Below are 23,148 nucleotides of genomic sequence, written 5' to 3' on the forward strand. Positions count from 1 at the left end.
ATCTTGTGTAGCTGTTTCAAAGTCGATCTTGCGGTTACCCCATATTTGGGCAACAGGCATTTTTTCGCCATCTTCGACATGTAAACGTGCCTGTGCACTAAATTTTGCTTTTGGGTGTGTAATGCTGCGGGCATTGGTGAATTCAGTGAAATAAACATCCGGACCACCAGCATGGGCAACTACCCGACGAAAAACTGAGTCAGTGACAGCTTCCATTGGTGCCATTGAAAAAAATGGGAGCTTATCTAAGCCTGCGACTGCCGGGTGATTTTGTGCTTCATCAACTACATTTTGCCAGTAGGCAGAATTTACTTGTACCATTATTGTTTTCCTTTCTGAGTGTAACTTTATTTATCAGTATTGTGCGAAATAAATCTAGACTTTATTATCTTAGCGGTATTTATCATATTTTTCAAGATACTTACATTAAGAAAGAAGGACTTTAAACATACCTTTGAGATACCCAGATTTCCATTTATTTAATAAATATTCACAATAAGTGTATAAAATTAAGGAAAGATGTGATAGAATCTAATTTAAATTTAACAAAGATAAATGGGGGCTGGATATAATGTGGCACAAAAGGAAAAGTAAGTTAATGTTAGTGGGACTAGTTTGTCTGACAATGATCGGTAGTTTGGCAGCCTGTGGTAAGAAAGGTGAAAGTGACGATAGTGTGAAACGAATTCAGGATAAAGGCAAGATCACTATGGGAACTTCAGCTGATGCACCTCCATTTGAATATACAACAGTTAAGAATGGTAAAAAGAAAATTGCGGGCTTTGACGTGATGCTGGCAGAAAAAATCGCAGAAGAATTGGATGTTAAGTTGAAAATAGAAAATGTTGCTTTTCCCTCACTGGTGACAGAATTACAAGATAAAAAGATCGATATGGTTTTATCAAGTATGGTAGCTAGTTCTGACCGGAAGAAAGTCGTTAGTTTTTCCAAACCTTATCATCAGGGTTCTAATGTCTTATTAGTTAGAAAAGCTGATGCAGCTAAATACCAAAAAATCAGTGACCTTGATGGGAAGTCGATCGGTGCACAACAAGGTTCGGCTAAAGAAAAAGTTGCTAAAAAACAGCTGCCTAAAGCTAATTTGGTAACAGAAGGTAACTTAGGCACTTTAACGACTGAACTAAAGGTAGGTAAGGTCGATGGTGTTATTTTAGGAAAAGAAGATTCAAAGCTTTATACACTAAAATATCCAGATATTTATTCGACGACTAACATTAAGCTGAAAACCTCTGGAGATATTGATGCTGTCAGTGTTGGCCTGAATAAAGATGATCAAGCTCTAAAGAAAAAAATCAACCAAGTTATTCAGAAACTAAAAAAGTCTGGCGAATTAGATAAGATGTTAGCTCAAGCACAAAAAGAACAAATTAATGAAAGTAAGTGAGAATAAAAAATGAATAAAAACTCAAAAATTGAAATTTTACAAAAAATGATCCAGATCCAATCAATCAATGATCATGAAACAAATGTAGCTGATTATATTATTTCCTTGTTTGCACCATATCCAGATGTACAGATCAAAAAAGTTGAGTATGAACCTGGTCGCGACAATTTAGTCGTTACGATAGGTGACCACAACGGACCAATTTTTGGTTTGTCAGGACATATGGATGTGGTTGCGGCAGGTAATGAAGCTGACTGGGATGAACCTCCCTTTTCTGGAGCTTTAAAAGACGGCCGGGTCTTTGGCCGGGGAGCTTCGGACATGAAAAGCGGGTTAGCTGCGGTAGTGATCGCAATGCTGGAATTATTAGAAGCAAAAACTAAGTTAACTGGTCAGGTCCGTTTATTGGCAACAGTCGGTGAAGAAACTGGGGAGTATGGTGCAGCCCAGTTAACTAGGGCCGGGTACGCCGATAATTTGACCGGATTGGTGATTGCCGAACCAAGTACTGATATGAAAGACATGGTCTATACTGCACGTGGAGTGATCGACTATGAGGTCACTTCGACAGGTAAAGGAGCACACAGTGCACGGCCTTGGTTAGGCATTAACGCCATCGATAATCTATGGGACTATTACCACTTAGCCAAAGAAAGATTATCTAAGTTTGACCATAAAGACCAGATCTTAGGACACGTAACACATGAGATCACTAAAATTAGCGGGGGTGAACAGGTTAATAGTATCCCTGCGCAAGCTAAGTATATGGGCAATATTAGGACGATCCCCGAATACCCCAATAAGTTGTTTTACGCTGAATTAGAATCGGTGTTAGACGAATTGAATGCCAAAGAAGGTTATGATCTTTCTTTAAGATATAGTTTTCCAGAAGAGGCGATCATCGGATCTAAGGATACATCGTTAGCCAAAACAGCTGCCGGAGTATACCAAGATGTTTTTGGTCATGCACCAAATCTAGCGGGAAGTTTAGGGGCAAATGATGGAGCTGAATTTCTACAAGCTCAGGGCGATTTCAATAGTCTCGTCTGTGGTCCTGGTTCTGATTCGTCACATCAGGCAAACGAGTATGTCGATGTAGATATTTATTTAAAAGCAATTGAATTTTATAAAAAACTAGCCTTGCAGTTTGTGAGTTGAACATAAATTAGGAGAGTGGAATAAAACATCTTTTGGAACATGTTTAAGGGCCATCGATTTAACCAACTAAATAGTTAGACCGATGGCCCTTTTAGTATCGCACAGCTAGTTTTGTCACAGCCTCTTATTTTTAATTACTTCGATGGTTTAAAGATGTAGCCAGTTTATCTCCTATGACTTGAACGACTACAACTAAGATTAAGACGATCAAAGTCGCAACAACAGTTACATCGTTGTTGAAACGATTATAACCGTATGAAATGGCGGTATTACCTAACCCCCCAGCACCGATTGCACCGGCCATTGCAGTTAACCCAATCAAACTGATCAAGGTCACGGTAGTAACGCGAGCGATCTCTGAACGGGCTTCACGCAGATAAACCGTAAATACAATATCAAAAAAAGTTGCCCCGACCGATTGTGCTGCTTCAATGATCCCTTGGTCAACACTGGATAAAGCCACCTGGACCTGGCGTGCATAAAAAGGGAATACACCTAAAGAAAGTGGTACTAAAGCCGCCGTGGTCCCGATTTGAGTATGTACGATCAGCTGGGTCACTGGCGCAATAAAGGCCAATAAGATAATAAATGGAATTGCGCGAAAAAATGAAACTATCTTATCGCAGATGTTAAAGATCACTTTGTTAGGGTAAACACCTTCAGGAGTAGTCAAGACTAGCCCGATTCCAAATAATAGGCCTAAGATCCCGCCAAATAGAAACGACCAAAAAGTCATATAAAAGGTTTGACCGATCGCAGTTAGCCACCCGGCTTCATCAGTCCAACCCTGGGCAAGTACATTTGGGAATACTTTTGCTAAAAATTCACTCATTTAAACGGCCTCCGTTTCAAGTTTTTCTGCCAGCACACCGTGACTCAACAAGTATTGCTTGGCTTGTTGACGAGCTTTGTTTTCACCGTGCAATATTACGTATAAAGTACCGATCGGTTTTTCTTTGAGTAAGTCGACGTTTCCATAAATAATACTAGTTTCTACGTTGAATTTTTCGAATAGGCGTGTTGTTAAGGGTTCCTGAATTGATTTTCCAGAATAAACCAAGTGATAGATCTCTTCGTTTTCTGTGAGTTCATAATTTTGTAAAAGTTTGATCGCGGTTCGCGAAGCATTTTGAGCACCAACTAATTCCTGTGTTAGTGGTTCTTTGGCATTAGTAAAGATGTCTATTAAATTACCGCGTTCAATGATCTTACCTTGCTCCATGACTGCAACCTTGTTGGCGATCCGTTTGACGGCTGCCATTTCATGGGTGATCAAGACGATAGTTAGGCCTAATTTTTGGTTTAATGATTTTAGTAGATCCAATATCTGATTGGTATTTTTGGGATCAAGCGCGGAAGTTGCTTCGTCTGAGATCAAGATCTCAGGGTCATTAGCTAAAGCACGCGCGATGGCGACACGTTGTTGTTGACCACCAGATAGTTGTGCTGGAAAGTGATTTTTTTGTTCAGTCAGATCGACTAATTCTAGTAAATGCTCGGCCTTTTTTTGGCGCTGTTTTTCATTTAACGAACTGTGTTTCAAGGCAAATTCTACGTTTTGAATGGCAGTTTGTTCATTCAGTAAATTGAAATGCTGGAAGATCATGCCGATCTTGCGACGCTTGGTCCGCAAATCTTTTTTATCGATGCGCTGAATAGATTGCTCATTTTTTGAAAAAAATATGTCGTTATTTACGGTGACCTTACCAGCCGTTGGTTCTTGTAACAAATTGATGACTCGAACTAAGGTCGATTTACCCGCACCTGAATAACCTACGACACCATAAATATCACCTTGATCTACAGTTAAAGAAACGTCATCGATGGCTTTGATCAAACTTTGATGTTGTTGAAAATAAACTTTGATATTGCTTAATTCAATGATTGAATTGCTCATGTATCTGACCTCCTTGAAATTTTGAATTTGATTTTTATTTGATTAGGACGAGAAGAAAATTGTTGGTGGACTAGGTTGCTAAAAGACAAGATGTTGTTTTCTATTTTGTATAAAAAAAGTCCCCTAGATCAGTTGATCTAAAGGACGAGAAAACCCGCGGTACCACCTTAATTATTAGTGCGCATGTGCGACTAATATCTTTATCGAAGTGGAAGTTAACGGATCCCCCGCAACAACTGCTTGCACACTTGTTGGCCTAACAGAGCTCATCTTCTCGCAGTGTTTGGTTATGTCGTTTCAGCTACAGACATTCTCTGAGAAACCTTACATAGCGATACTCTTCTCTTTGTTTTTATAAGATTAAAATTTGATGTCACTAAATTTAGCATTTAAATTGTTGGTCGTCAAGAAAAATTATAATAAATAATTAAAGCTAAGAAAATTTTGTTCTGAAAAATGGTTGATTAAGCATTGATAAATAAGCATTTTATAAATAAAAAATGTGGCGATTAAGTACTGAAATAAAAATTGTTCCAAAAAAAACTTGCAATACTTAAAATTAACTAGTAGACTTGCATTAAATTAAAATTAAAATATTATGTGATGAAGAGAAGAGTAGTTTGCAAGTAGTTTTTTCAGAGAGAGTCCGTTATGCTGTGAGGGCTTAAAACGAAAGAAGATGAAGATGAGCTCTGAGCATTAGTGGTTGTGCAAGCAATTATTACAGTAAGACCTGTTATCGTCTAGCTTATTGATTCTAGTAAGTTGTTGAGGTGTTTTCTGTGAGGAAGACACGAATTAAGGTGGTAACGCGTTGCTTTCGTCCTTTACTTGGGGCGGAAGCTTTTTTTATACCCAAAATTAAGTAAGTTAGTCAAAGTAAATATATTTCAGGAGGGATCATTCATGAAAAGAACAGAAAAAATTAAGGTGTTACAAGATCTAGTCCAGTTACATACGGTCAATGGCAATGAAATAGTTGTCGCGCAATATTTGCAAAGTTTACTTGAGAAACACGGAATTCAAGCCAAAATTGATGCTTTCGGTGACAACAGGGCAGACCTTGTGGCAGAGATCGGTGACGCGGATCCAACTAAAAAAGTTTTAGCTTTTACTGGCCACCAAGATACAGTCGCTGTGGGAAACATTGATTCTTGGAAACATGATCCATTTGCTGCTGAGGTCAGCGGCGATAGGTTATATGGGCGTGGAGCTTCTGACATGAAAAGTGGTTTAGCTGCGATCGCGATCGCATTGATAGAATTATCAGAAAATGACGAAGTCAAACTTAAAGGTAAGTTGCGCTTTATTGCGACTGCTGGCGAAGAATACGGGACGCCTGGTGCTTATCGTTTGAATGAACAACATGTGATCGATGATGCTGATGCTTTGGTAGTTGGTGAACCGACAAATGGTAACGTGTCTTATGCTCATTCCGGTAGTTTTAATTACCGTATTAAAAGTACTGGTAAATCGGCGCATAGCTCAACACCAACGGAGGGGATCAATGCTATTCAAGGATTGATAAATTATATCAATGTGGAAAAAGACTTGTTTGCTGATACACCAACTGATCCTTATTTAGGTGAAGTTCAGCATAGCATTACCGTGATCAACGGTGGCGAGCAAGTCAATACGATCCCTGATCAAGCTGAACTATTAGGCAATATTCGTCCCACGCGAGAATTTAATAATCAAAAAGTCATTGAACGGATCACAGGTGCTGTTAATGACCTGAACGCAAAAAATGATGTCCAGCTTGAATTAGAGATCATTCATAATTTTGAACCTGTTGAAACAGATTCAGAGCATGAATTTGTGCAATTAGCCAAAAAAGTAGCGCAAGATAATTTTACAGATCGTGAAGTTAAACTACAGACGATGAATGGTGCGACAGATGCCAGTGTTTTTGTTAAAAATAATCCAGGATTACCAACTGTAGTTTTAGGAGCTGATAACAGTAAAACTGATCACCAGCTTAATGAATATACGACCTTGAGCAGTTATTTGGAATTGATCGAAGTTTATCAGCAGATCGCAGAAAACTTTTTGAAATAAATTAATTGGAAATTAAAAACTAGGAGGGTATTGTAATGAAAAAAGGGTGGAAGTATTTAATTGGTATCGTGGTAGTTGTTGTGATAGTGATCGCGGGTTATTTTAGCTTTGGTGATAAGTCACAAGCAAAAGAAAAGACGATCACGGTTGGGGTAGTTGCGCCGGCAGATAAAGATACACACGTTTGGGATGCCGTTAAAAAAGAGGCTAAAGATAAATATGGTTTAACGGTCAAACTCAAAGAATTTAGTGATTGGAATCAGCCCAATAAGGCAGTAGCAAATGGTGAGCTAGACGTAAATTCCTTTCAAACCAAGGAATTCCTAGATGATTGGAATAAAGCACATGATAATACCTTAACATCTGTAGGTCAGACTATCATTGCTCCATTACGGTTATATTCAAAAAAAGTAGATTCAGTCGCTGATATCAAAAATGGCGCAACGATCACGATCGCAAATGATGCAGTTAACGAATCTCGTGGTTTGAAATTACTGCAAAATGCTGGACTGATCAAATTAAAGTCCGATGATTCACTAGCAACAACTAAAGATATCGCGGAAAATCCAAAGAATTTGAAAATCAAAGAAGTTGATGGTAGTCAAACAGCGCGGGCATTATCTAGTGAAGATGCTTCGGTCGTAAACGGCGGCTTTGCTGTGTCAGGTAACATCCCCTTGAAATATACTCTATATAAGGAAAAGCTAGATAAAAATTCTAAACCTTACATTAATGTTTTAGCCGTTTCCAAAAAGAAAAAGGACTCTCAAGCTTTTAAAAATCTGGTTAAGGCTTATCAAAGTAAATCAGTTAAAAAAGAAATCAAAAAACAATATAACTCATTGATCATTCCAGGCTGGGACTTAGACCTAGATTAGAACGATCGGAGTAATGTGAACAACAATTGCACTTTAATGGGAGGTAAACAATAGTGAAAATGACATTTACGGCTGCTGGTGATGCCATTATCCAACGGCATATACCTCAAGGCGGTTATCCCGGATATGATAAATTTAAAGAATTGTTGAGCCAAGGTGACACATGCTTCTTTAATTTGGAAACGACTTTACATCATTATGAATCGTATGGTTCTCAGTATAGTGGGGGTGGTTATCTGTGTGGTCCGCCCGAAGTTTTAGAAGACGTGAAGAAATTAGGCTTTAATGTTACTTCTTTTGCTAACAACCATACCTTAGATTATTCTTACGGTGGCTTAGAAAAAACTTTGGAAAACGTTAAACAAGCTGGCATTCCTTGTGCGGGCGCCGGAAGTAATTTGCAAGAAGCAGCGCAGCCAGTCTATTATGAGTCGCCTACTGGCAGAGTAGCGGTCATTGCCGCTACTAGTACTTTTAATCCGGCTGCGATCGCGGGAAATGCATCGGCTTATATACAGGGACGGCCCGGGCTAAATCCAGTACGATTTACAACAACCTACTATATTAAACAAGATGATGTATCACGTTTCAAAAAGATCATTAGAGAAACGCAGATCGATGATGAAAACGAATTTTATCGTCAGTCTGGTTTTGCTCCCGCAGTACCAGATGATGAGATCACTTTTGGAGATTATAGTTTTAAAGTCGCAGACAAACGCGGCTTTAGCACTAGCGTTGATACCAGAGATCTGGCTAGATTTCAAAAGATCATTGCTGAGGCAAAAACACAGGCTGATTATGTATTGATTTCTCTGCATTGTCATGAAATGAAGGGAAAAGACCGTGAGTCGTTGCCTGATTTTGAAAAAGAATTTGCCCATAAGTGTATCGACTACGGCGCTGATGCGATCATCGGTCATGGGCCACATACGATCCGGGGACTTGAGATTTATCAGGGGCGACCGATTTTTTATTCACTGGGAGACATTATCTTGAATATTCAAAATTTGACTAAAGCGCCAGCTGATTATTTTGAAAGTTTTTCGTTACCGACCGATTCTACGATTGCTGACTTGTTTAATGCACAGTGGGCTGGTTATACACGTGGGATGCATGTTGATCCTAAATTATACGAAACTGTTGTACCATACTGGCAAGTTGAAGATGGCCAGCTGACTGAGTTAACTTTGACACCGATCGAACTTGGTTTTGACTATCCTTTATCAGATAATCGCAAGGGTTGGCCAGTAGTTGCGCAAGACGATCAAATATTGCAGCGATTAGCTGACTTATCCGAACCATTAGGAACTAAATTTGAAATCAGGGATAATGTGGCACACTTGCGGTTATAAAATGAAATTTATTATTAAGGAAAGTGAGAAAAAGATGTTTTGAAGCCGATTTGTAACGGCGATTGAATTATTTTGGGTCGAAGCGAAGAACCAGAATAATGCAATCGTTGTTGCAGTATGGCTTCAATCTTTCGGAACACCTTTAAGGGCCGGCAATCTACCCCATTTAATGGGATAGATCGACGACCCTTTTAGTATCGCACAGTTAGTTTTACCTCAGTTCCTTTTAATTGGGGGTTGAATATAAGTAGCTTTAAACCTGACTCTAGTGGTAAGCTTGTAATAATTTAATTCAAGGGGGGGGGAAGTTAATTGTACGGAACGATATTTAATGCTTCAATGATCGTTGTTGGTAGTGTTATTGGTAATTTATTTAAAAGTAAGTTTGCTCCCAAATTCCAAACAGTATTGATGGAAGCACTTGGTTTAGCGGCCGTTATAATCGGGATCCATACGGTGATCGAACCGCTGGATAAAAGCACACTGCCGGTTTTGTTCATTATTAGTTTGGCAATCGGCGGGATTTTAGGAACAATGTGGAACATACAAGGACATTTTGATCGAATCGTTCAACGTTTTACCAACAGTGAATTAAGCGCTGGGTTGGCGACTGCTGTTTTACTGTTTTGTTTTGGCTCGTTGTCGATTTTAGGCCCGATCAATGCTGCTTTAGACCATGATTATTCTTTCCTATTGACAAATGGTGTCTTAGATCTGATCACTTCGATCGTGCTCGGAGCGGCGTATGGCCTTGGTATTGCCTGGGGTGCAGTCGTGCTGCTTGGTTGGCAGGGCAGCTTATATGTGTTGGCTTTAGTCTTTAGATCTGCTTTAAGTCCAGCTTTGTTAAATGAGTTGATGATCGTTGGTGGGGTCTTGATTTTCGCTTCAGGGTTGAGTGTTTTGGAGATCAAGAAAATCAATACATTAAATTTCTTGCCTGCTTTATTGGTGCCGCCACTGGTTTTAGGGATTCTTCATTTTTTCTAGTTTGGACTTAAGTTTTGAAGTGGTGTTTTTGTTATCAGGATTCGTGTTATTTTAAGGATAGTGAATAATGGAAGGAAGCAGATGATTTGAAAGTCCTTGGAATTTTAGGATCACATCGGCGTGATGGTGTTACTGCAAAATTATTGGATGCAGTTTTAAAAGGAGTCGATCCGGCACATGAAACAGCAACGATTTACCTAGAGGATTATGAGTTCAAGCCGGATACATATGAAAGTAAAGATAAAGTATTAGACCAGCTAGAAGCCAAGTTGCTTGAAAGTGATGTTTGAGTGATAGCGGCACCGACTTATTGGCGTAATTTGTCTGGAAAGATGAAAGATTTCTTCGATTGTATGCGTCAAAGGCTGGTTCGTTTTGACAGAAAAGGTGAGACTCATCCTGACCGGTTTAAAAACAAGCATTATTTGAGTATCACTGACTGTTATACAGGCGCTTTTGAAAACTGGGTGACCGGTGTGACCGACCAAAGTTTACGGACGATCGATCAAGTGATGTCTGCAGCAGGCGTGATCAAGATAAATGAGATCGTAATGACCAATAGTTGGGGTGTTCAAGAATTGTCAGCTGGCAAAAAGGCTGAATGTTTGAAACGTGGAAAACAGATCAATTCAATTCAAAAAAAGGATGATAGTACATTGAAACGATATATTCAGTTATTTTTTATGGTTGCAGTGATGGCACTTGCGGCGATGGGGATCCAAGTTGGTCTGGGCCTGATGCCGAAAACAAACTTTTGGCTGAGTTATAGTTCGTTTGTTGTGATCTTCTTTGTTCTATTGGCATGTATCCTACATTTTGCAACCTATGTTAAACATAAACGCAAATAGTATGTTGAATCTGCAATTAATGCGGGTTTGTCTAATATAACAACTGCTAAAATAGTTAAAAAGCAAGTGTCATTTTCGCGATGATATGTTTGTATTATCACGACAACGAAAAGGAAAACATGAGGCTGGGATAAAGCAATGTCCCGGTTTCTTTTTTTGCTAAAAATAATCAAATTATCGCTTGTAATTTTTATAGCATAAGCGCGTTTCAAAAGTCTGAATTTTCAATGTAATGCCATTTACGCCATTCCTGTCCTGTGCTTTGCTACGGCCAAAAATGGCGTAAACGACGTTACACACTGACTTCAAAACGATATTTGTCCTGCGCTCGTGTTTTTGTTTAGAGATAATTTTAGAGTGCGTTGTCTTTTGTATTTATTAATTTGCATTTATTATTATAGTCAAACAGGTAAATTAAGTTTGGTTGTTTATCCTAAATAAATGTAAGGAGCCTTGCTTATGAAAACCATGAGCATGTGCTTTCTGGTCAAGATAAGTTATTTGGAAAACAGGGACTATTGATCAGTTTCGAGGAGGCTTTTTAATATGATAGATAAATTTTTGATCACGGGGGCTAATCGTGGAATCGGATTTGAAATGAGTAAGCAGTTAGGTTTGAGCAACTATTTTGTAGTGCTTGGTGCGCGGAGTTTGGACAAAGGAAAAGACGCTTGTGCTCAGTTGGTTCAAGCAGGCGTTCCAGCAGAAAGGTTAGACGTTGTGCGGTTGGATCTAGATGATACTAATTCGATCTCGGCGGCTTTTAAACAAGTTAAACAAAAGCATCCAGATCTAAATTATTTGATAAATAATGCGGGAATCGCAGGACAAATGGATAAACCGGCATTGGAAACAACTGCTGCAGATTATCGCCAAACGCTTGAAACAAATTTCTTTGGGACTTTAGCAGTTATTCAAAATTTCTTGCCGTTGCTGCAACAAAATCACGGCAAAATTGCTGCAATTACAGGTCCATTCTCTGCCACTAAATGGTACAATCCAGCAGCTTATCGGGTCTCTAAAATTACGCTAAATGCTCTGCTGCAAACCTTAGCGGTTGATATCAGTAATCAAAAGTTACCTTTGTCTGTCTTTGGAATTTTTCCTGGCGGAGTTTCGACTGAGATCAACGGTTATCGTCAGGGCAGCTACATGAAAGATGTTGCTACAGCAGCTCATGATATTTTAAAAGTTGTTTTGGACGGACAAGACCATAACGGACAGATCATTGGAGCAGACGGTCAAGTATTATCGGGTATTTCGGATTAAGTAGTTTTCAGAAATAAACTGCGTTATACTGGAGAATAACAATTTTAAGAGTGAGGAAAATGAATGAAAGCAGCACAACGATTACCACAGAAAATAAAAAATGTCTGGCAGCTCAGTGCGTTATTGTCATTGGTCATTGGCTTAGTTGTCTGGGCGATCGTCGTTTGGGCAGTAGGTCATTTTGACTGGCCCAAATGGATCGATCATATTTTTTTAGCACTCGTTCTGCTTGATTTTGTTACAGAATTACTGGTGATACCTTACCGTTATCGCTTCTGGCTGTATCAGATCACACCGACCGACGTTGAGATCGAGTCTGGCTTTTTCTTGCATAAGCAAACGGCGATCCCTATTTCACGGATCCAAAATGTTACTTTACAAGCTGGACCTTTGTTTCAGTTCTTTCATTTGCAAAGTGTAAAAATCGAGACTGCAGCAGCCGCGCACGAAATTGCAGGCGTTTTGCCAGAAACCGCGACGCAGTTAAAGAAACAACTGATGGAATTAGCGCAAGAGGAGGATGTTAATGCAAGTTAGACGACTTCATCCGGTGGCATTACTTTATTTTTGGTATCAGTCGTTTAAAAGTGGTCTGCTGTATCTTTTTATTTCGTTTGCCTTTAATTTTAGCGATAAATTAGATGGTTATTTTGGGGGAGCTGTGACCATAATTCTGTTGCTCACAGTTCTTGGTGGTATCTTGAAGTATCTGCGTTATACTTATGAACTTACGCCCCAAGAAATTATTTTAAATTCGGGGATAATTTTTCAAAAACATTTGTATATTTCATATGCTAAGATCCAGACCTTGCAGACCAAACAGTGGTTTTATTTGCGGCCATTTGGTTTGTTATCTTTACAAGTCGAAACTTCTAGTCAGTCTGAAGATGCACCGGAGGCTATTTTACCAGTTGTTTCACGAAAAGTAGTTGCACAGATCCAGGAAAAACGTGACGCGTTTCAGACAAAAGAACAGCAAACTGAAACTTTTCCAAAACTAATAATAATTTGACAGAAAAAGTTTCGGAAGGATATGAGCCATCTTACCAGATCAAAGGGCGTGACCTGAATTTATATGCTTTGACTTCTTTGGGATTTTTTCCCTTAGTTTTAGGCTTCTTAGCCATATATAATCGACTTTCCAACGCGATTCCGCAAAAATATCTTGACTCAGCCATGGAAACTTTAGTACATGAAAGTGGCTTGATTTTAAGTTTACTTGCGCTCGTGATCGTTTTGTTGGCACTCGGAGTTTCGTATTTGCTGGTGCTCAATCGTTATTTCGGCTTTGAAGTTCATCAAGAAAAAGAACAGTTGGTCACCACTAAAGGTTTACTACAGCAAAACGTCGTGACTGCTCGCCCGGAAAAAATTCAAGCGGTCGTAATTTCACAATCATTTTTACGTCAAGCTTTGAAGTTAGCAACGATCCAGCTAGTTCTGGCCTCGCAAGCGGCAAATGATGAACAAGATGAGGATCTAGTTTTGTTGCCAGTACTTAGTCAAGGTCAGGCGTTGAAAAAAGCCAGCCGTTTTGTTAAATGGCTGCCTCAAAAAACCCCTAACTTGCAAATGGTAGGACGTATCGGGCGCTGGCGGCTCCTACGTAATATGTTGTTACCAACAATTTTGCTGGTCGTGTCAGTTGGGGTGTTCTTTCGGCCATATGGCTGGTTGGCGACGATCTTATTACCTTTTGCATTTTGGGTCGGACATTATGCTGGTGCAAATAGCGGTCTGGCAGTGACAAATTCAGATATTTTGCTAGCACAAAGCGGTCATTTGCTAACGCGTAAAATGTACTTGATCCCTCATAACAAGATCCAAGCACTAAGTATGAAACAGACAGTTTGGATGAAAAAAGCAGGATTAAGCCACCTTGAGATAGTTTTACGGTCAGGTAATTCACAACATGAAGAAGAAATACGCTACTTGCCTCAAGAACAAGTTGAAAAGATCTATCAGTGGTATCGTCAAAAATAAAAGCCAGTGCTTGTTTTGAACAGGCACTGGCTTTTATTTTGTTATTATTTTAAAACTTTGTGGGATCAAACAGTCAACCGTTTCAAATTTCCAGTCAAAGGGAAGATAGTAAGTGATCTGGTAAGCGTGTAGATACATTCGATCGGCGATGATATCACTGTATAAGGGATCGCCAACAATGGCCATTTTCTGACTGGCTAAGTGGACTCGGATCTGATGTGTGCGGCCAGTTTCTAAGGATAATTTGACCAGAGCATACTGGTCGTTATGTTGTAGGACTTCATAGTGAGTCTTTGCTGTTAATCCATCGGCAGTTACTTTCCGCTTGCGTTTGTCAGCTGGATCTAGCCCGATCGGTCCATCGATCACTCCACTAAGTGGTAGCTCAGAATTAAAGGCGGTTACAGCAACATAGTTACGTTGCATAGTTTTGCGTGCTAACTGACGTTCTAAAATTGGGATCACCAGTGGATCTTTACCGATCATGATCAATCCACTGGTCAGCATGTCCAGTCGGTGTAACATCAGCGGCGGGGTATCTAAGTAAGTTGCCAATTCATTATAAAGGGTGCCGTTTTCGTCCGGACGATTAGGATGGGTTTTAATACCCTGGGGTTTATCGACGACGATTAAGTCTGAATTTTCCGTAATGACTTGGAAATTGACGATGGGTGCTGGTAAATAATGTTGAATTTTAATGTCGGTATCTAAAGTTAGGTCGATCTGATCACCGTTTTGTATTAGATTGTTGTAAGAGATGTATTCGCCGTTTACGAGTATCGAACGGTTGATCCGTAATTCGTGTTGCCATTTCTTCGGAACGAGCCACTCTTTGAGAGTATCACGCACTGAAAGTGGTTTTGGCATATGATCGATTTGGAAATGTCGTTCTAAATGCAATTGTGTCAGACTCCTGTTCATAGTAATAAGCTTCATTATAAGCTATCGCGTACTTGATAACAAAGAAAAATTAGTCTAGATGTTTGTTTGGCCGGTCGGATAAAGGTCGAAAGAATTTGTTACTGGTTAAGATTCGTGAAGCAGGTATTAAAGGTAGGAATGTGATGCATAGTTAGTAGAAGTAAGTGTTACAAATAGAAATGCGAAGCCAAGTCAGTGAAAGTGAGTAGCGCAAATAGAAATGTGAAGCCAAGTCAGTGAAAGTAAGTGTCACAAGTAGAAATGCGATACCAAGTCGGTGAAAGTAAGCATCACAAATAGAAATATGATACCAAGTTAGTGAAAGTAAGTATCACAAATAGAAATGTGATGCATAGTTAGTGGAAGTAAGTGTTACAAATAGAAATGTACTCCTAATTTAGTTCATCCGGCCAGGTAGCAGTCGAACATGGTAATCAAACAGTTTGTAACTTAGACAAGCACGAGTTAGCCGAGGCTTAAAATTGTCATTTTATTTAAAAAATCGTTAATATTTAAGTAAGGGGAAAATAAGTTTGGTACTGATCATGACAGACAAGTTATCAGGCATAGTTATGGCAATATTACTTGAACCTAAGGGAGATTTAAGCCATGAATTTTGGAAATGTCATTATTTTTGCAATATTTGCGTTGTTTTGTACTGTTTTTTTCAAACATGATTAACACTAACCAAAGTAACGGTTTGTCTGGACTCTGTATATTATTATGGGAGGATTTATTTATGTATGAAAGAAATCGTTTTGATCCGTTTTCGCTGATCATCGGGATATTGATTGTCATTGTGGGGATTTTGGCTCTGCGGAACCCCTTTGCTTCATTTGGCACGATCGTGGTCTTAATGGCGATCGCTGCAATCATCGAAGGGATCTTCAAGCTTTTTGAAATTCGTAACGTTGCCCGTTCCTTGCAAATGAGCAGTGGTTGGTGGACTTTCAGTGGAATTATCGATATTTTATTTGGTATTTTATTGTTTTTCGTACCGAGTATCGGCGGCGTGGTTGTTTGGATCTCAATCGCTATTTGGTTTATCGTTGACTCACTGTTTGAGCTATGGTTGAGTCGCTTCTTACGCAATAATAATAAAACTTATTACTGGTTTACAGTCATCATCTCAATTTTAGGTGTAGTCTTGGGTGTGATCTTGTTGTTTAAACCAGCTTATGCAATTTCAATAGCAATTTTCTTATTAGCCTTTTACTTGTTATTATTTGGGATCAACCAAATAATTCGTTCATTCTAAAAATGATAAATGGAGCTGGTTAAATGGTAGAAGTTCAAAGTTCAGCCATTAAATCTCTGTGCAAATTAGTGCCCGCATTAGTTGCGGGTTTTTTTAGCTATTCTAAAAGCTGGCGTCATTTTTGGAAGACTTATTCAAGTAAAGTCCCCCGTGAATTTGGACCATTGTTAAGTTTTAACTTCAAACGTGCTTTAAAGAAACAAATTCAGTTATTAAAAAAGAAGGACAAATGGGACCAAGCAGCTTTACAAGAATATATTAAACGAGTGCAAGAACGAACATTTAAGCAAACACGGCCGCAAGAAATCTTTGAAGCTATGGCAAAAGAATTCGAACAGACTCAAGTGGTTGGGTCAGAGGTATATACGCAAATGTATTTGGCTAGTCGCTTGAGATCTAAGAAGAAATTACGCTTAGTTTTGCGACATTTAGGCGCGAGAGTGGACCAGTTTGGCTTTTTACAGTTGACTGGCGGGCATCTTTTGGCTCAAGAGCTGTTATTGAATGAGCTTTTTTATGGAGCTTTTCGTTTTGATGTGTGTCAGGTTTACGCAAATGAAGATGGCTTAAAACGAGATAGTTTAGGCCAGCGGATCCACTTATTTCGCAGTTGGCTCGATCGACAAAACTTGAATTATGTTCGACAAAATTATCGTGGTGATACGGACTTTGCTAAATTACAAAATTATGCTTACCAGACGGGGCAATCATTAGATTTGACTACTAATGCTAGTTTTCATAACCGAACACAAGGAAACTTTACTTATCCTAAGTATATGAAAATACAAGTCCCTGCTAGTAATACTCTAACTTTTGGCAAATTAAATAACGCACGTATGGTTGAATTTATTGTAGATCTAACAACGGAAAAATTTGTCAGTGAGTGGAACGTTTATCATGAAACTACTGGCGGCCAGATCGATTCAGATCCAAACCACTATGATTTGACCGAATTGGCACAAGTCGCAAATACTGAATCTTTGAACTATGGTATTCCGCACGGTCAGCAACATGACATGTCAAATAAAGAACATGCTCATTATGATTTAGACGTTTATCATCCAAATGACCCCGAAGTACGAAAATTTGCTACTAAAATTTTTCATAGTCCAAAAACAATGGCTAAGGGTGGAAACTACGTGGATCTAATTAAGCATTTATCTGACCTAAGGGTATGGCAATCAATCCCGTTAAACCAAAAGCCGATAGTTTACAGTAAATATTTGGAATCGAGTCGTAACAAAGGTATCGTTAAAGGCATTGCTCATTCAGATAATGGGGGAAATCGGTCTAGTTAAACAAGTGTCTTAAAAGTAGCGATTTTAGACAAAATAGGGCAAATATGGTACAATATAAAAGTATTTATAGTGACTTTTAGCGCTAAAACATGCATTAAATAGATATGTTAAATTTACTTGTCAGGCACTGTACGCATTGTATAGTGCTTTTAATTATAGGAGGATTGCATCAATGGCTAGAGTTGTTCAACAAATCAAATTGGTGGTCAATGGGACACCGTCTTATTGTGTATATATGGGAACAAAGGAAGAAAATGACGCCGATATTACCGGTGGTAAGGGCCATTTGGTCGTGATCTGTCCAGGTGGAGAATTTGAACCAGAAATGTTAGCCCACCGCGATGGTTCTGAATTTGACTTAACTGGAGAAAATAAGATATCAAAAATCAAAGTTAGAGAAGCTTTCCGGATCGATGATGTTCCATACAAGACGATCATGCCTGATATTGTTGATCCAGACGAGGAAAAGGCGGCAGAAGAAGGAAAAGAAGAATAAAAATAAGGAAGTAACGGGGCTGGGACAAAACTGGCTGTCCAATCATAAAAGGGCCGTCGATCTATCTCATTAAATGGGATAAATCGACGGCCCTTAAACGTGTTTCAAAAGATTGAATCCTTACTATAACGATGATCCTTATTCTGGCTCTTCGCTTTGCTACGACCCAAAATAACGCAATCATCGTTACAAATCGGATTCAAAGCATTTTTTGCCCCACTTTCGTTTTTTAAGCGGAATGTTTGGGTAAGCAAGATAAAATCGTTAAAATAAGGATGTAGGCAAAAGTGAGTTAGAAAGATAGCAGGTCACTTTTGTTTAGTTTTAGTAGTTGAGTTTTAGCAAGTGAGAAATTCAATATTACTCGCTATTACTTTGTTTTTGAAAGGGTGGATCTTTATGTCTAATATTGCTAAATCAAGTATTAAACACATTGGTCGTCAAGTTAGCGCTGAGTCTGGCGGTCATTCAATTATTTTAGATGAACCGGTTAAGTCAAAAGGTACCGATGCGGGTGCTAATCCGGTGCAATATTTGTTGATGGCTTTAAATGGTTGTTTGTCGATCACGGCAGAATCATTGGCCGCAAGTCGTGGAGTTGACCTGCAAAAATTTGACCTAACAACTACTGGTGAAACACAGCGTTTCCCAGATAAATCATCTAAAGTTGGTAAGATCAAGGTAAGCTTTGACATGGAATCAGACCTTGGTTCTGGGGACCAACATCAATTTATCGATGAAGTGCTTAAACGCTGCACGGTGCATAATTCACTAGATAAAGATATTGAGTATCAATTTGAATATTAAAAAAGCGGCTTATTTAGGCCGTTTTTTTGTTCATCTTTTTGGTTATTTCAACATGTTTAGTTGATGTCCTGCCACGCTGTGAACTTGTTCCAGCACGATCATGGCATTCGGATCGATCTGTTCAATCAAAGGAAAGAGCTTGGCAGACTGCTTTTTACTACAAATGATATAGATCATTGCACGTTCTTCACCACTGTAATAACCATGAGTATGTACCATTGTGATACCTTGCTTTAACTGATTAGATAAAGATGCAGACATTTGCTCGACCTTAGGTGTAATGATCTTGATCGAGTATTTCGCACCAAACATGTCATTGAAAATATTTAGTACAACAGCAGAAATATAGAGTTCGATCATAGTTAAAAACATGCGTTCAGTCCCGATGATAAAACCAGAAGGAATGGCGACTAATAGGTCACAAAATAACATGGCTGAACCGGTTTGGACACCCAAATATTTATTTAGGATCGAAGCAATTATCGTACTGCCAGCGATGGTTCCGTCTGCACGGTAGATCAAACCTAACGCAATGCCCATGAAAACTCCAGCAATAATAGCGGGGATCAAAGTTTGTTTCGTATGGTACTGAAAAATTGGCGGTAATTTGAGAAAAATCGAGATCCAAACAACACACCATAATGAATAGAAGATAGTTTTTTTATCCAGAAGTTTGAAACCGATCAGTAAGATGATCGAGTTTAAAACGATGTTGGTCAATGCAGGTTGGATATGTAAGGCGTAATACCCGATCGCCGTCAAACCAGTGACGCCACCTTCACCAATTTGGTGAGGTAATAATAGACTGTTGATCGCGACTGAGTAAATGAAAGAACCTAACATGATCAGTAAACACTTGCGAATGACTATCATAGTTGTTTTTTGCATAGTCGTGTCCTCCTTTGAGACAGCTTCATGTTTCAGCATGTCATATTCATTGCCTAAAATCAACCGGATCCTCCAGTAAAAAATTGCTAGAAATTTGGATAAAATTTACTAAATATAGAGCTATATTTCTCCGTGCTGGCGCTTACATCGTTGATGCTACGGCCTTTAAAATTGGTACGTCCCAATTTTAAAAAAGGTTGACTTTTTGCCAAAATGATTTATCATAGAAAATGAAGATCGGTAGGACCGGTCAGTGATAATAACAATCAAAGGTTTAGCAACTTAATAAGGAGTGTGCTTAAAATATGCCTGTAAATTATGATTCAAAAGAATATTTAGAACTTTTAGACAAATATTGGCGCGCAGCTAACTATATTTCAGTTGGTCAGCTTTTCTTACGTGACAATCCTTTATTGAAGCGTGATTTGACTGCAGACGATGTTAAAGTTAAGCCGATTGGCCACTGGGGTACGATCGTTTCCCAAAACTTCATCTATGCTCAATTAAATCGTGTTATTAATAAGTACGACTTGAACATGTTTTATATTGAAGGTTCCGGTCATGGTGGCCAAGTTATGGTTTCTAACTCATACTTGGATGGCAGTTATTCCGACATTTACCCTGAAATTTCTCAGGATGAAGAGGGTATGAAGAAGTTGTTTAAACAATTCTCATTCCCTGGCGGAGTTGCTTCTCATGCTGCACCTGAAACACCCGGTTCGATCCATGAAGGTGGGGAACTAGGTTATTCATTATCACACGGTACAGGTGCTATTTTAGATAATCCTGACGTGATCGCTGCCGTTGAAATTGGTGACGGTGAATCAGAAACTGGTCCATTGGCTGCTTCATGGTTCTCTGACAAATTCATCAACCCAGTTAAAGATGGTGCTGTATTGCCTATCATTAACATGAACGGTTTCAAGATCTCTAACCCAACCGTACTTTCACGGATGAGTGACGAAGACTTGACAAGTTACTTCAAGGGTATGGGCTGGGAGCCTTACTTCGTTGAAGCAGATGCAAATACAGATCACTTAGAAGTATCTGAAAAATTTGCTAAGACATTGGATACTGTGGTTGAAGAAATCAAAGACATCCAAAAGAAAGCTCGTTCAGCCGCTAAAGCAGCTGACGGACAAGCAGATTTGCCTAACTGGCCAATGATCATCTTCCGTTCACCTAAGGGCTGGACTGGTCCTAAGTCTAACCTTGACGGTGATCCGATCGAAGGTTCGTTCCGTGCCCACCAGGTTCCGATCCCTGTTGATTCAGAGCATATGGAACACAAGGACATGTTGATCGATTGGTTGAAGTCATACAAACCTGAAGAATTATTCGATGAAAATGGTAAATTGAAAGACGAGATCCGAGAAATTGCTCCTAAGGGTGCTCAGCGGATGTCAGTTAACCCAATTACTAATGGTGGTCTTGACCCACAATCATTGAAGTTCCCAGATGTTCGTGACTACGCTGTTAAATTTGACAAACGCGGTGTTGAACAACATTCAGATATGATCGAATGGGCTAAATGGTTGAACAAGGTTTCTGAATTGAACCCAACGAACTTCCGTGGTTTTGGTCCTGACGAAAGTGAATCAAACCGTTTGTACGCTATGCTTGATGGTCAGAAACGTCAATGGATGGAAGACATCAAGGACGGAAACGACCATAATCTAGCTAACTCTGGTCGTATCATTGATTCACAATTGTCAGAACATCAAGCTGAAGGTTGGCTTGAAGGTTACGTTTTGACAGGTCGCCATGGTTTCTTCGCAACTTATGAATCATTTGGTCGTGTCGTTGACTCAATGTTGACACAACACTTCAAGTGGTTACGTAAAGCTAAAGAACAATCATGGAGAAAACAATATCCTTCATTGAATATTGTTGATACTTCAACTGTCTTCCAGCAAGACCATAATGGGTATACTCACCAAGATCCAGGTATGCTAACACATTTAGCTGAAAAGAAACCTGAATTTATTCGTGAATATATTCCAGCTGACGCTAACGAATTGCTGGCAGTTGGTGACAAGGCCTTCCGTGACTACGAAAAGATCAACGTGATCGTTTCATCCAAGCATCCACGTCGTCAGTGGTACAGTATTGAAGAAGCTAAGAAGATCGTTGACCAAGGCTTAGGTTATATTGACTGGGCTTCAACTGATCAAGGTGCAGAACCTGACTTAGTGATTGCTGCTGCTGGTAGCGAACCAAACTTGGAAGCTTTGGCTGCAATTTCATTGTTGAACAAAGAATTCCCTGAAATGAAGATCCGCTTTATCAATGTGGTTGATATCTTGAAGTTACGTTCACCTAAGAACGACCCTCGTGGTTTGACGGATGAAGAATTCGACAAGTACTTCACGAAGGATAAACCAGTGATCTTTGCATTCCACGGTTACGAAGACTTGATCAAAGACATTTTCTTTGACCGTCATAACCGTAATGTTCACATTCATGGTTATCGTGAAAACGGTGATATCACAACACCATTTGACATGCGTGTTTTGAATGAATTGGATCGTTTCCACTTAGCTAAGGATGCTGTTGAATCAGTCCCTGCTTATGCACAAAAGGGTATGTACTTCGCAAAACGTATGGATGACATGGTTGCAAAACACAACCAGTACATTCGTGACGAAGGTACTGATTTGCCAGAAGTGGAAAATTGGAATTGGGAACCATTACAAAAATAATAAAAATCTGTAAATAAGGTAAGAAGCATCTTGTCTATCATGACAGGATGCTTTCTTTTTCTAAGATTTTCTAAGTAGGCTTTAAATTATAGTGCAAGTATGATAACTTCTTAGAGTGGATTTATAAAAGGAGAGAATTATTTTATGGCGCAATTTCAACAGATCGGTTTGAAGATAAATGATGAGGACGCCCACGCAGTATATGTCGGTGGACAAACAAGTAAAGGACATATCGTCATGATTTCTTCAGAGGGCAAACCTTCGACACAAATGTTGAAGCACAGTGATGCTCGCCAATTTGAACTGGCTGATGAAAATACGATCGAAAAAATTAAGGTCCAAGATGCATACAGGATCAATAACATTAAGTACGAAGACATTGAAAAAGATGTTGTGCAACAAGATTAAGTAAGGACAGAGCTTTTGGTGGGTCATCCCACTGATGGCTCTTTTTTTGTCAAATTTTAACGTGAATTGGCGTTTTTTGCGTATTTATTAGTAAATGAGTGGGGAGGTTAGGCAAATGCGCGAAAAGTGTTTTGAATATCAGTATTTACAAACACTGAATGAAAGAACGGATTTGTTGCCAGCAGAAAAACTACAGCTGCAACGCTTAATACGGGGTTATAGTGGCGAAAGTAATTTGGACAAATTAGCACAGAACTATTTCAGACGTTCGGGGTTAGTGATGGATGATTTAAATTTGGCATATCAAAACGAGCGTATTCAAGTTGATAAGATAATCGTGGTGGGAAATATAGTTTATTTGATCGACGTTAAAAATTACCAGGGCAGTTACACTTATCAAAATAACAGCTGGTATTGTGGAAATAAATTGTTAACGAATAACATCTTTCGGCAAATCGATCGTGCCCATGATGTTTTAATGCAGATTTTTTTGCAAATGAGATTTCGTTAGAAATTCGACGTGTTTTGATAT

General features: G+C 39.1%; 22 protein-coding genes and 1 pseudogene. 18 read left to right on the forward strand and 5 right to left on the reverse strand.

Annotation, left to right across the window (positions count from 1 at the left end; genetic code table 11):
* Positions 1-321: tRNA-dihydrouridine synthase (locus tag LACPOB_RS13115; RefSeq protein WP_040533037.1), on the reverse strand; the 321-nt coding region annotated here is incomplete at its 3' end.
* Positions 322-571: 250 nt separating this feature from the next.
* On the opposite strand from LACPOB_RS13115, the gene LACPOB_RS0108615 reads away from it, so the two are divergent.
* Entirely contained in the window at positions 572-1,405 is an 834-nt protein-coding gene (locus LACPOB_RS0108615) for a transporter substrate-binding domain-containing protein (protein WP_017868438.1), read from the forward strand.
* A 9-nt stretch (positions 1,406-1,414) separates the two neighbouring features.
* Positions 1,415-2,563, forward strand: coding sequence for an ArgE/DapE family deacylase (locus tag LACPOB_RS0108620; RefSeq protein WP_017868439.1), 1,149 nt, complete (start codon positions 1,415-1,417; stop codon positions 2,561-2,563).
* A 130-nt stretch (positions 2,564-2,693) separates the two neighbouring features.
* Here the strand turns inward: LACPOB_RS0108620 and LACPOB_RS0108625 are convergent, their stop codons facing one another.
* A complete protein-coding gene (locus LACPOB_RS0108625; protein WP_017868440.1) occupies positions 2,694-3,395 on the reverse strand; it encodes a methionine ABC transporter permease in 702 nt (233 codons plus the stop codon).
* Positions 3,396-4,460, reverse strand: coding sequence for a methionine ABC transporter ATP-binding protein (locus tag LACPOB_RS0108630; RefSeq protein WP_017868441.1), 1,065 nt, complete (start codon positions 4,458-4,460; stop codon positions 3,396-3,398).
* A 906-nt stretch (positions 4,461-5,366) separates the two neighbouring features.
* Here LACPOB_RS0108630 and LACPOB_RS0108635 point away from each other — a divergent pair.
* From LACPOB_RS0108635 to LACPOB_RS0108675, 9 genes and pseudogenes are all read left to right on the forward strand, one after another.
* Complete coding sequence (locus tag LACPOB_RS0108635; RefSeq protein ID WP_017868442.1) at positions 5,367-6,518, forward strand: ArgE/DapE family deacylase; 1,152 nt, start codon at positions 5,367-5,369, stop codon at positions 6,516-6,518.
* A 35-nt stretch (positions 6,519-6,553) separates the two neighbouring features.
* Entirely contained in the window at positions 6,554-7,396 is an 843-nt protein-coding gene (locus LACPOB_RS0108640; protein ID WP_017868443.1) for a MetQ/NlpA family ABC transporter substrate-binding protein, read from the forward strand.
* A 59-nt stretch (positions 7,397-7,455) separates the two neighbouring features.
* A complete protein-coding gene (locus LACPOB_RS0108645; RefSeq protein ID WP_026142807.1) occupies positions 7,456-8,748 on the forward strand; it encodes a CapA family protein in 1,293 nt (430 codons plus the stop codon).
* A gap of 312 nt (positions 8,749-9,060) precedes the next feature.
* Complete coding sequence (locus LACPOB_RS0108650) at positions 9,061-9,738, forward strand: DUF554 domain-containing protein (RefSeq protein WP_017868445.1); 678 nt, start codon at positions 9,061-9,063, stop codon at positions 9,736-9,738.
* A gap of 86 nt (positions 9,739-9,824) precedes the next feature.
* Positions 9,825-10,586: pseudogene (locus tag LACPOB_RS11975) on the forward strand (flavodoxin family protein).
* 546 nt (positions 10,587-11,132) lie between these two features.
* Positions 11,133-11,855, forward strand: coding sequence for an SDR family NAD(P)-dependent oxidoreductase (locus tag LACPOB_RS0108660; RefSeq protein ID WP_017868448.1), 723 nt, complete (start codon positions 11,133-11,135; stop codon positions 11,853-11,855).
* Positions 11,856-11,918: 63 nt separating this feature from the next.
* Complete coding sequence (locus LACPOB_RS0108665; RefSeq protein WP_017868449.1) at positions 11,919-12,392, forward strand: PH domain-containing protein; 474 nt, start codon at positions 11,919-11,921, stop codon at positions 12,390-12,392.
* Positions 12,382-12,867 (forward strand): PH domain-containing protein, encoded by a 486-nt coding sequence (locus tag LACPOB_RS0108670; RefSeq protein ID WP_026142808.1) that lies wholly within the window; start codon positions 12,382-12,384, stop codon positions 12,865-12,867. The genes LACPOB_RS0108665 and LACPOB_RS0108670 overlap by 11 nt, the downstream gene beginning before the upstream one ends.
* Positions 12,864-13,838, forward strand: coding sequence for a PH domain-containing protein (locus tag LACPOB_RS0108675; protein ID WP_026142809.1), 975 nt, complete (start codon positions 12,864-12,866; stop codon positions 13,836-13,838). Before LACPOB_RS0108670 ends, LACPOB_RS0108675 begins: the two co-directional genes overlap by 4 nt.
* Before the next feature lie 33 nt (positions 13,839-13,871).
* On the opposite strand, the gene LACPOB_RS0108680 is transcribed toward LACPOB_RS0108675, so the two are convergent.
* A complete protein-coding gene (locus tag LACPOB_RS0108680) occupies positions 13,872-14,738 on the reverse strand; it encodes an RluA family pseudouridine synthase (RefSeq protein ID WP_017868450.1) in 867 nt (288 codons plus the stop codon).
* A 760-nt stretch (positions 14,739-15,498) separates the two neighbouring features.
* Between LACPOB_RS0108680 and LACPOB_RS0108685 the strand changes: the two genes are divergently transcribed.
* The 4 genes from LACPOB_RS0108685 (at position 15,499) to LACPOB_RS0108700 (ending at position 18,618) form a co-directional block, all read left to right on the forward strand.
* Positions 15,499-16,017 (forward strand): HdeD family acid-resistance protein, encoded by a 519-nt coding sequence (locus LACPOB_RS0108685; RefSeq protein ID WP_017868451.1) that lies wholly within the window; start codon positions 15,499-15,501, stop codon positions 16,015-16,017.
* A 23-nt stretch (positions 16,018-16,040) separates the two neighbouring features.
* On the forward strand, positions 16,041-17,315 hold the full coding sequence (locus LACPOB_RS11980; RefSeq protein ID WP_017868452.1) for a DUF3114 domain-containing protein: 1,275 nt from the start codon (positions 16,041-16,043) through the stop codon (positions 17,313-17,315).
* Positions 17,316-17,487: 172 nt separating this feature from the next.
* A complete protein-coding gene (locus LACPOB_RS0108695) occupies positions 17,488-17,811 on the forward strand; it encodes a hypothetical protein (RefSeq protein WP_017868453.1) in 324 nt (107 codons plus the stop codon).
* Positions 17,812-18,210: 399 nt separating this feature from the next.
* Positions 18,211-18,618 (forward strand): OsmC family protein, encoded by a 408-nt coding sequence (locus tag LACPOB_RS0108700; protein ID WP_017868454.1) that lies wholly within the window; start codon positions 18,211-18,213, stop codon positions 18,616-18,618.
* 42 nt (positions 18,619-18,660) lie between these two features.
* Here LACPOB_RS0108700 and LACPOB_RS0108705 read toward each other — a convergent pair whose 3' ends face one another.
* Entirely contained in the window at positions 18,661-19,506 is an 846-nt protein-coding gene (locus tag LACPOB_RS0108705) for a YitT family protein (RefSeq protein ID WP_026142810.1), read from the reverse strand.
* Positions 19,507-19,811: 305 nt separating this feature from the next.
* Here LACPOB_RS0108705 and LACPOB_RS0108710 point away from each other — a divergent pair, with 305 nt between their 5' ends.
* The 3 genes from LACPOB_RS0108710 to LACPOB_RS0108720 all read left to right on the forward strand — a co-directional run bounded on the left by LACPOB_RS0108710 (position 19,812) and on the right by LACPOB_RS0108720 (position 23,127).
* The gene (locus LACPOB_RS0108710; RefSeq protein WP_017868456.1) at positions 19,812-22,208 is read left to right on the forward strand and encodes a phosphoketolase family protein; all 2,397 of its coding nucleotides are present in this window, start codon (positions 19,812-19,814) and stop codon (positions 22,206-22,208) included.
* A 144-nt stretch (positions 22,209-22,352) separates the two neighbouring features.
* A complete protein-coding gene (locus tag LACPOB_RS0108715) occupies positions 22,353-22,616 on the forward strand; it encodes a hypothetical protein (protein ID WP_017868457.1) in 264 nt (87 codons plus the stop codon).
* Positions 22,617-22,731: 115 nt separating this feature from the next.
* Positions 22,732-23,127, forward strand: a complete 396-nt coding sequence (locus LACPOB_RS0108720; RefSeq protein ID WP_017868458.1) for a nuclease-related domain-containing protein — start codon at positions 22,732-22,734, stop codon at positions 23,125-23,127.
* Positions 23,128-23,148: the final 21 nt, after the last annotated feature.

It is taken from the genome of Ligilactobacillus pobuzihii E100301 = KCTC 13174 (genome assembly GCF_000349725.1).
Classification (GTDB): domain Bacteria; phylum Bacillota; class Bacilli; order Lactobacillales; family Lactobacillaceae; genus Ligilactobacillus; species Ligilactobacillus pobuzihii.

Bases quoted from the DNA above. Each gene is read 5' to 3' on its own strand.
- LACPOB_RS0108615 (WP_017868438.1), top strand. From the start codon at position 572: ATGTGGCACAAAAGGAAAAGTAAGTTAATGTTAGTGGGACTAGTTTGT.
- LACPOB_RS0108620 (WP_017868439.1), top strand. From the start codon at position 1,415: ATGAATAAAAACTCAAAAATTGAAATTTTACAAAAAATGATCCAGATC.
- LACPOB_RS0108625 (WP_017868440.1), bottom strand. From the start codon at position 3,395: ATGAGTGAATTTTTAGCAAAAGTATTCCCAAATGTACTTGCCCAGGGT.
- LACPOB_RS0108630 (WP_017868441.1), bottom strand. From the start codon at position 4,460: ATGAGCAATTCAATCATTGAATTAAGCAATATCAAAGTTTATTTTCAA.
- LACPOB_RS0108635 (WP_017868442.1), top strand. From the start codon at position 5,367: ATGAAAAGAACAGAAAAAATTAAGGTGTTACAAGATCTAGTCCAGTTA.
- LACPOB_RS0108640 (WP_017868443.1), top strand. From the start codon at position 6,554: ATGAAAAAAGGGTGGAAGTATTTAATTGGTATCGTGGTAGTTGTTGTG.
- LACPOB_RS0108645 (WP_026142807.1), top strand. From the start codon at position 7,456: ATGACATTTACGGCTGCTGGTGATGCCATTATCCAACGGCATATACCT.
- LACPOB_RS0108660 (WP_017868448.1), top strand. From the start codon at position 11,133: ATGATAGATAAATTTTTGATCACGGGGGCTAATCGTGGAATCGGATTT.
- LACPOB_RS0108665 (WP_017868449.1), top strand. From the start codon at position 11,919: ATGAAAGCAGCACAACGATTACCACAGAAAATAAAAAATGTCTGGCAG.
- LACPOB_RS0108670 (WP_026142808.1), top strand. From the start codon at position 12,382: ATGCAAGTTAGACGACTTCATCCGGTGGCATTACTTTATTTTTGGTAT.
- LACPOB_RS0108685 (WP_017868451.1), top strand. From the start codon at position 15,499: ATGTATGAAAGAAATCGTTTTGATCCGTTTTCGCTGATCATCGGGATA.
- LACPOB_RS11980 (WP_017868452.1), top strand. From the start codon at position 16,041: ATGGTAGAAGTTCAAAGTTCAGCCATTAAATCTCTGTGCAAATTAGTG.
- LACPOB_RS0108695 (WP_017868453.1), top strand. From the start codon at position 17,488: ATGGCTAGAGTTGTTCAACAAATCAAATTGGTGGTCAATGGGACACCG.
- LACPOB_RS0108700 (WP_017868454.1), top strand. From the start codon at position 18,211: ATGTCTAATATTGCTAAATCAAGTATTAAACACATTGGTCGTCAAGTT.
- LACPOB_RS0108705 (WP_026142810.1), bottom strand. From the start codon at position 19,506: ATGCAAAAAACAACTATGATAGTCATTCGCAAGTGTTTACTGATCATG.
- LACPOB_RS0108710 (WP_017868456.1), top strand. From the start codon at position 19,812: ATGCCTGTAAATTATGATTCAAAAGAATATTTAGAACTTTTAGACAAA.
- LACPOB_RS0108715 (WP_017868457.1), top strand. From the start codon at position 22,353: ATGGCGCAATTTCAACAGATCGGTTTGAAGATAAATGATGAGGACGCC.
- LACPOB_RS0108720 (WP_017868458.1), top strand. From the start codon at position 22,732: ATGCGCGAAAAGTGTTTTGAATATCAGTATTTACAAACACTGAATGAA.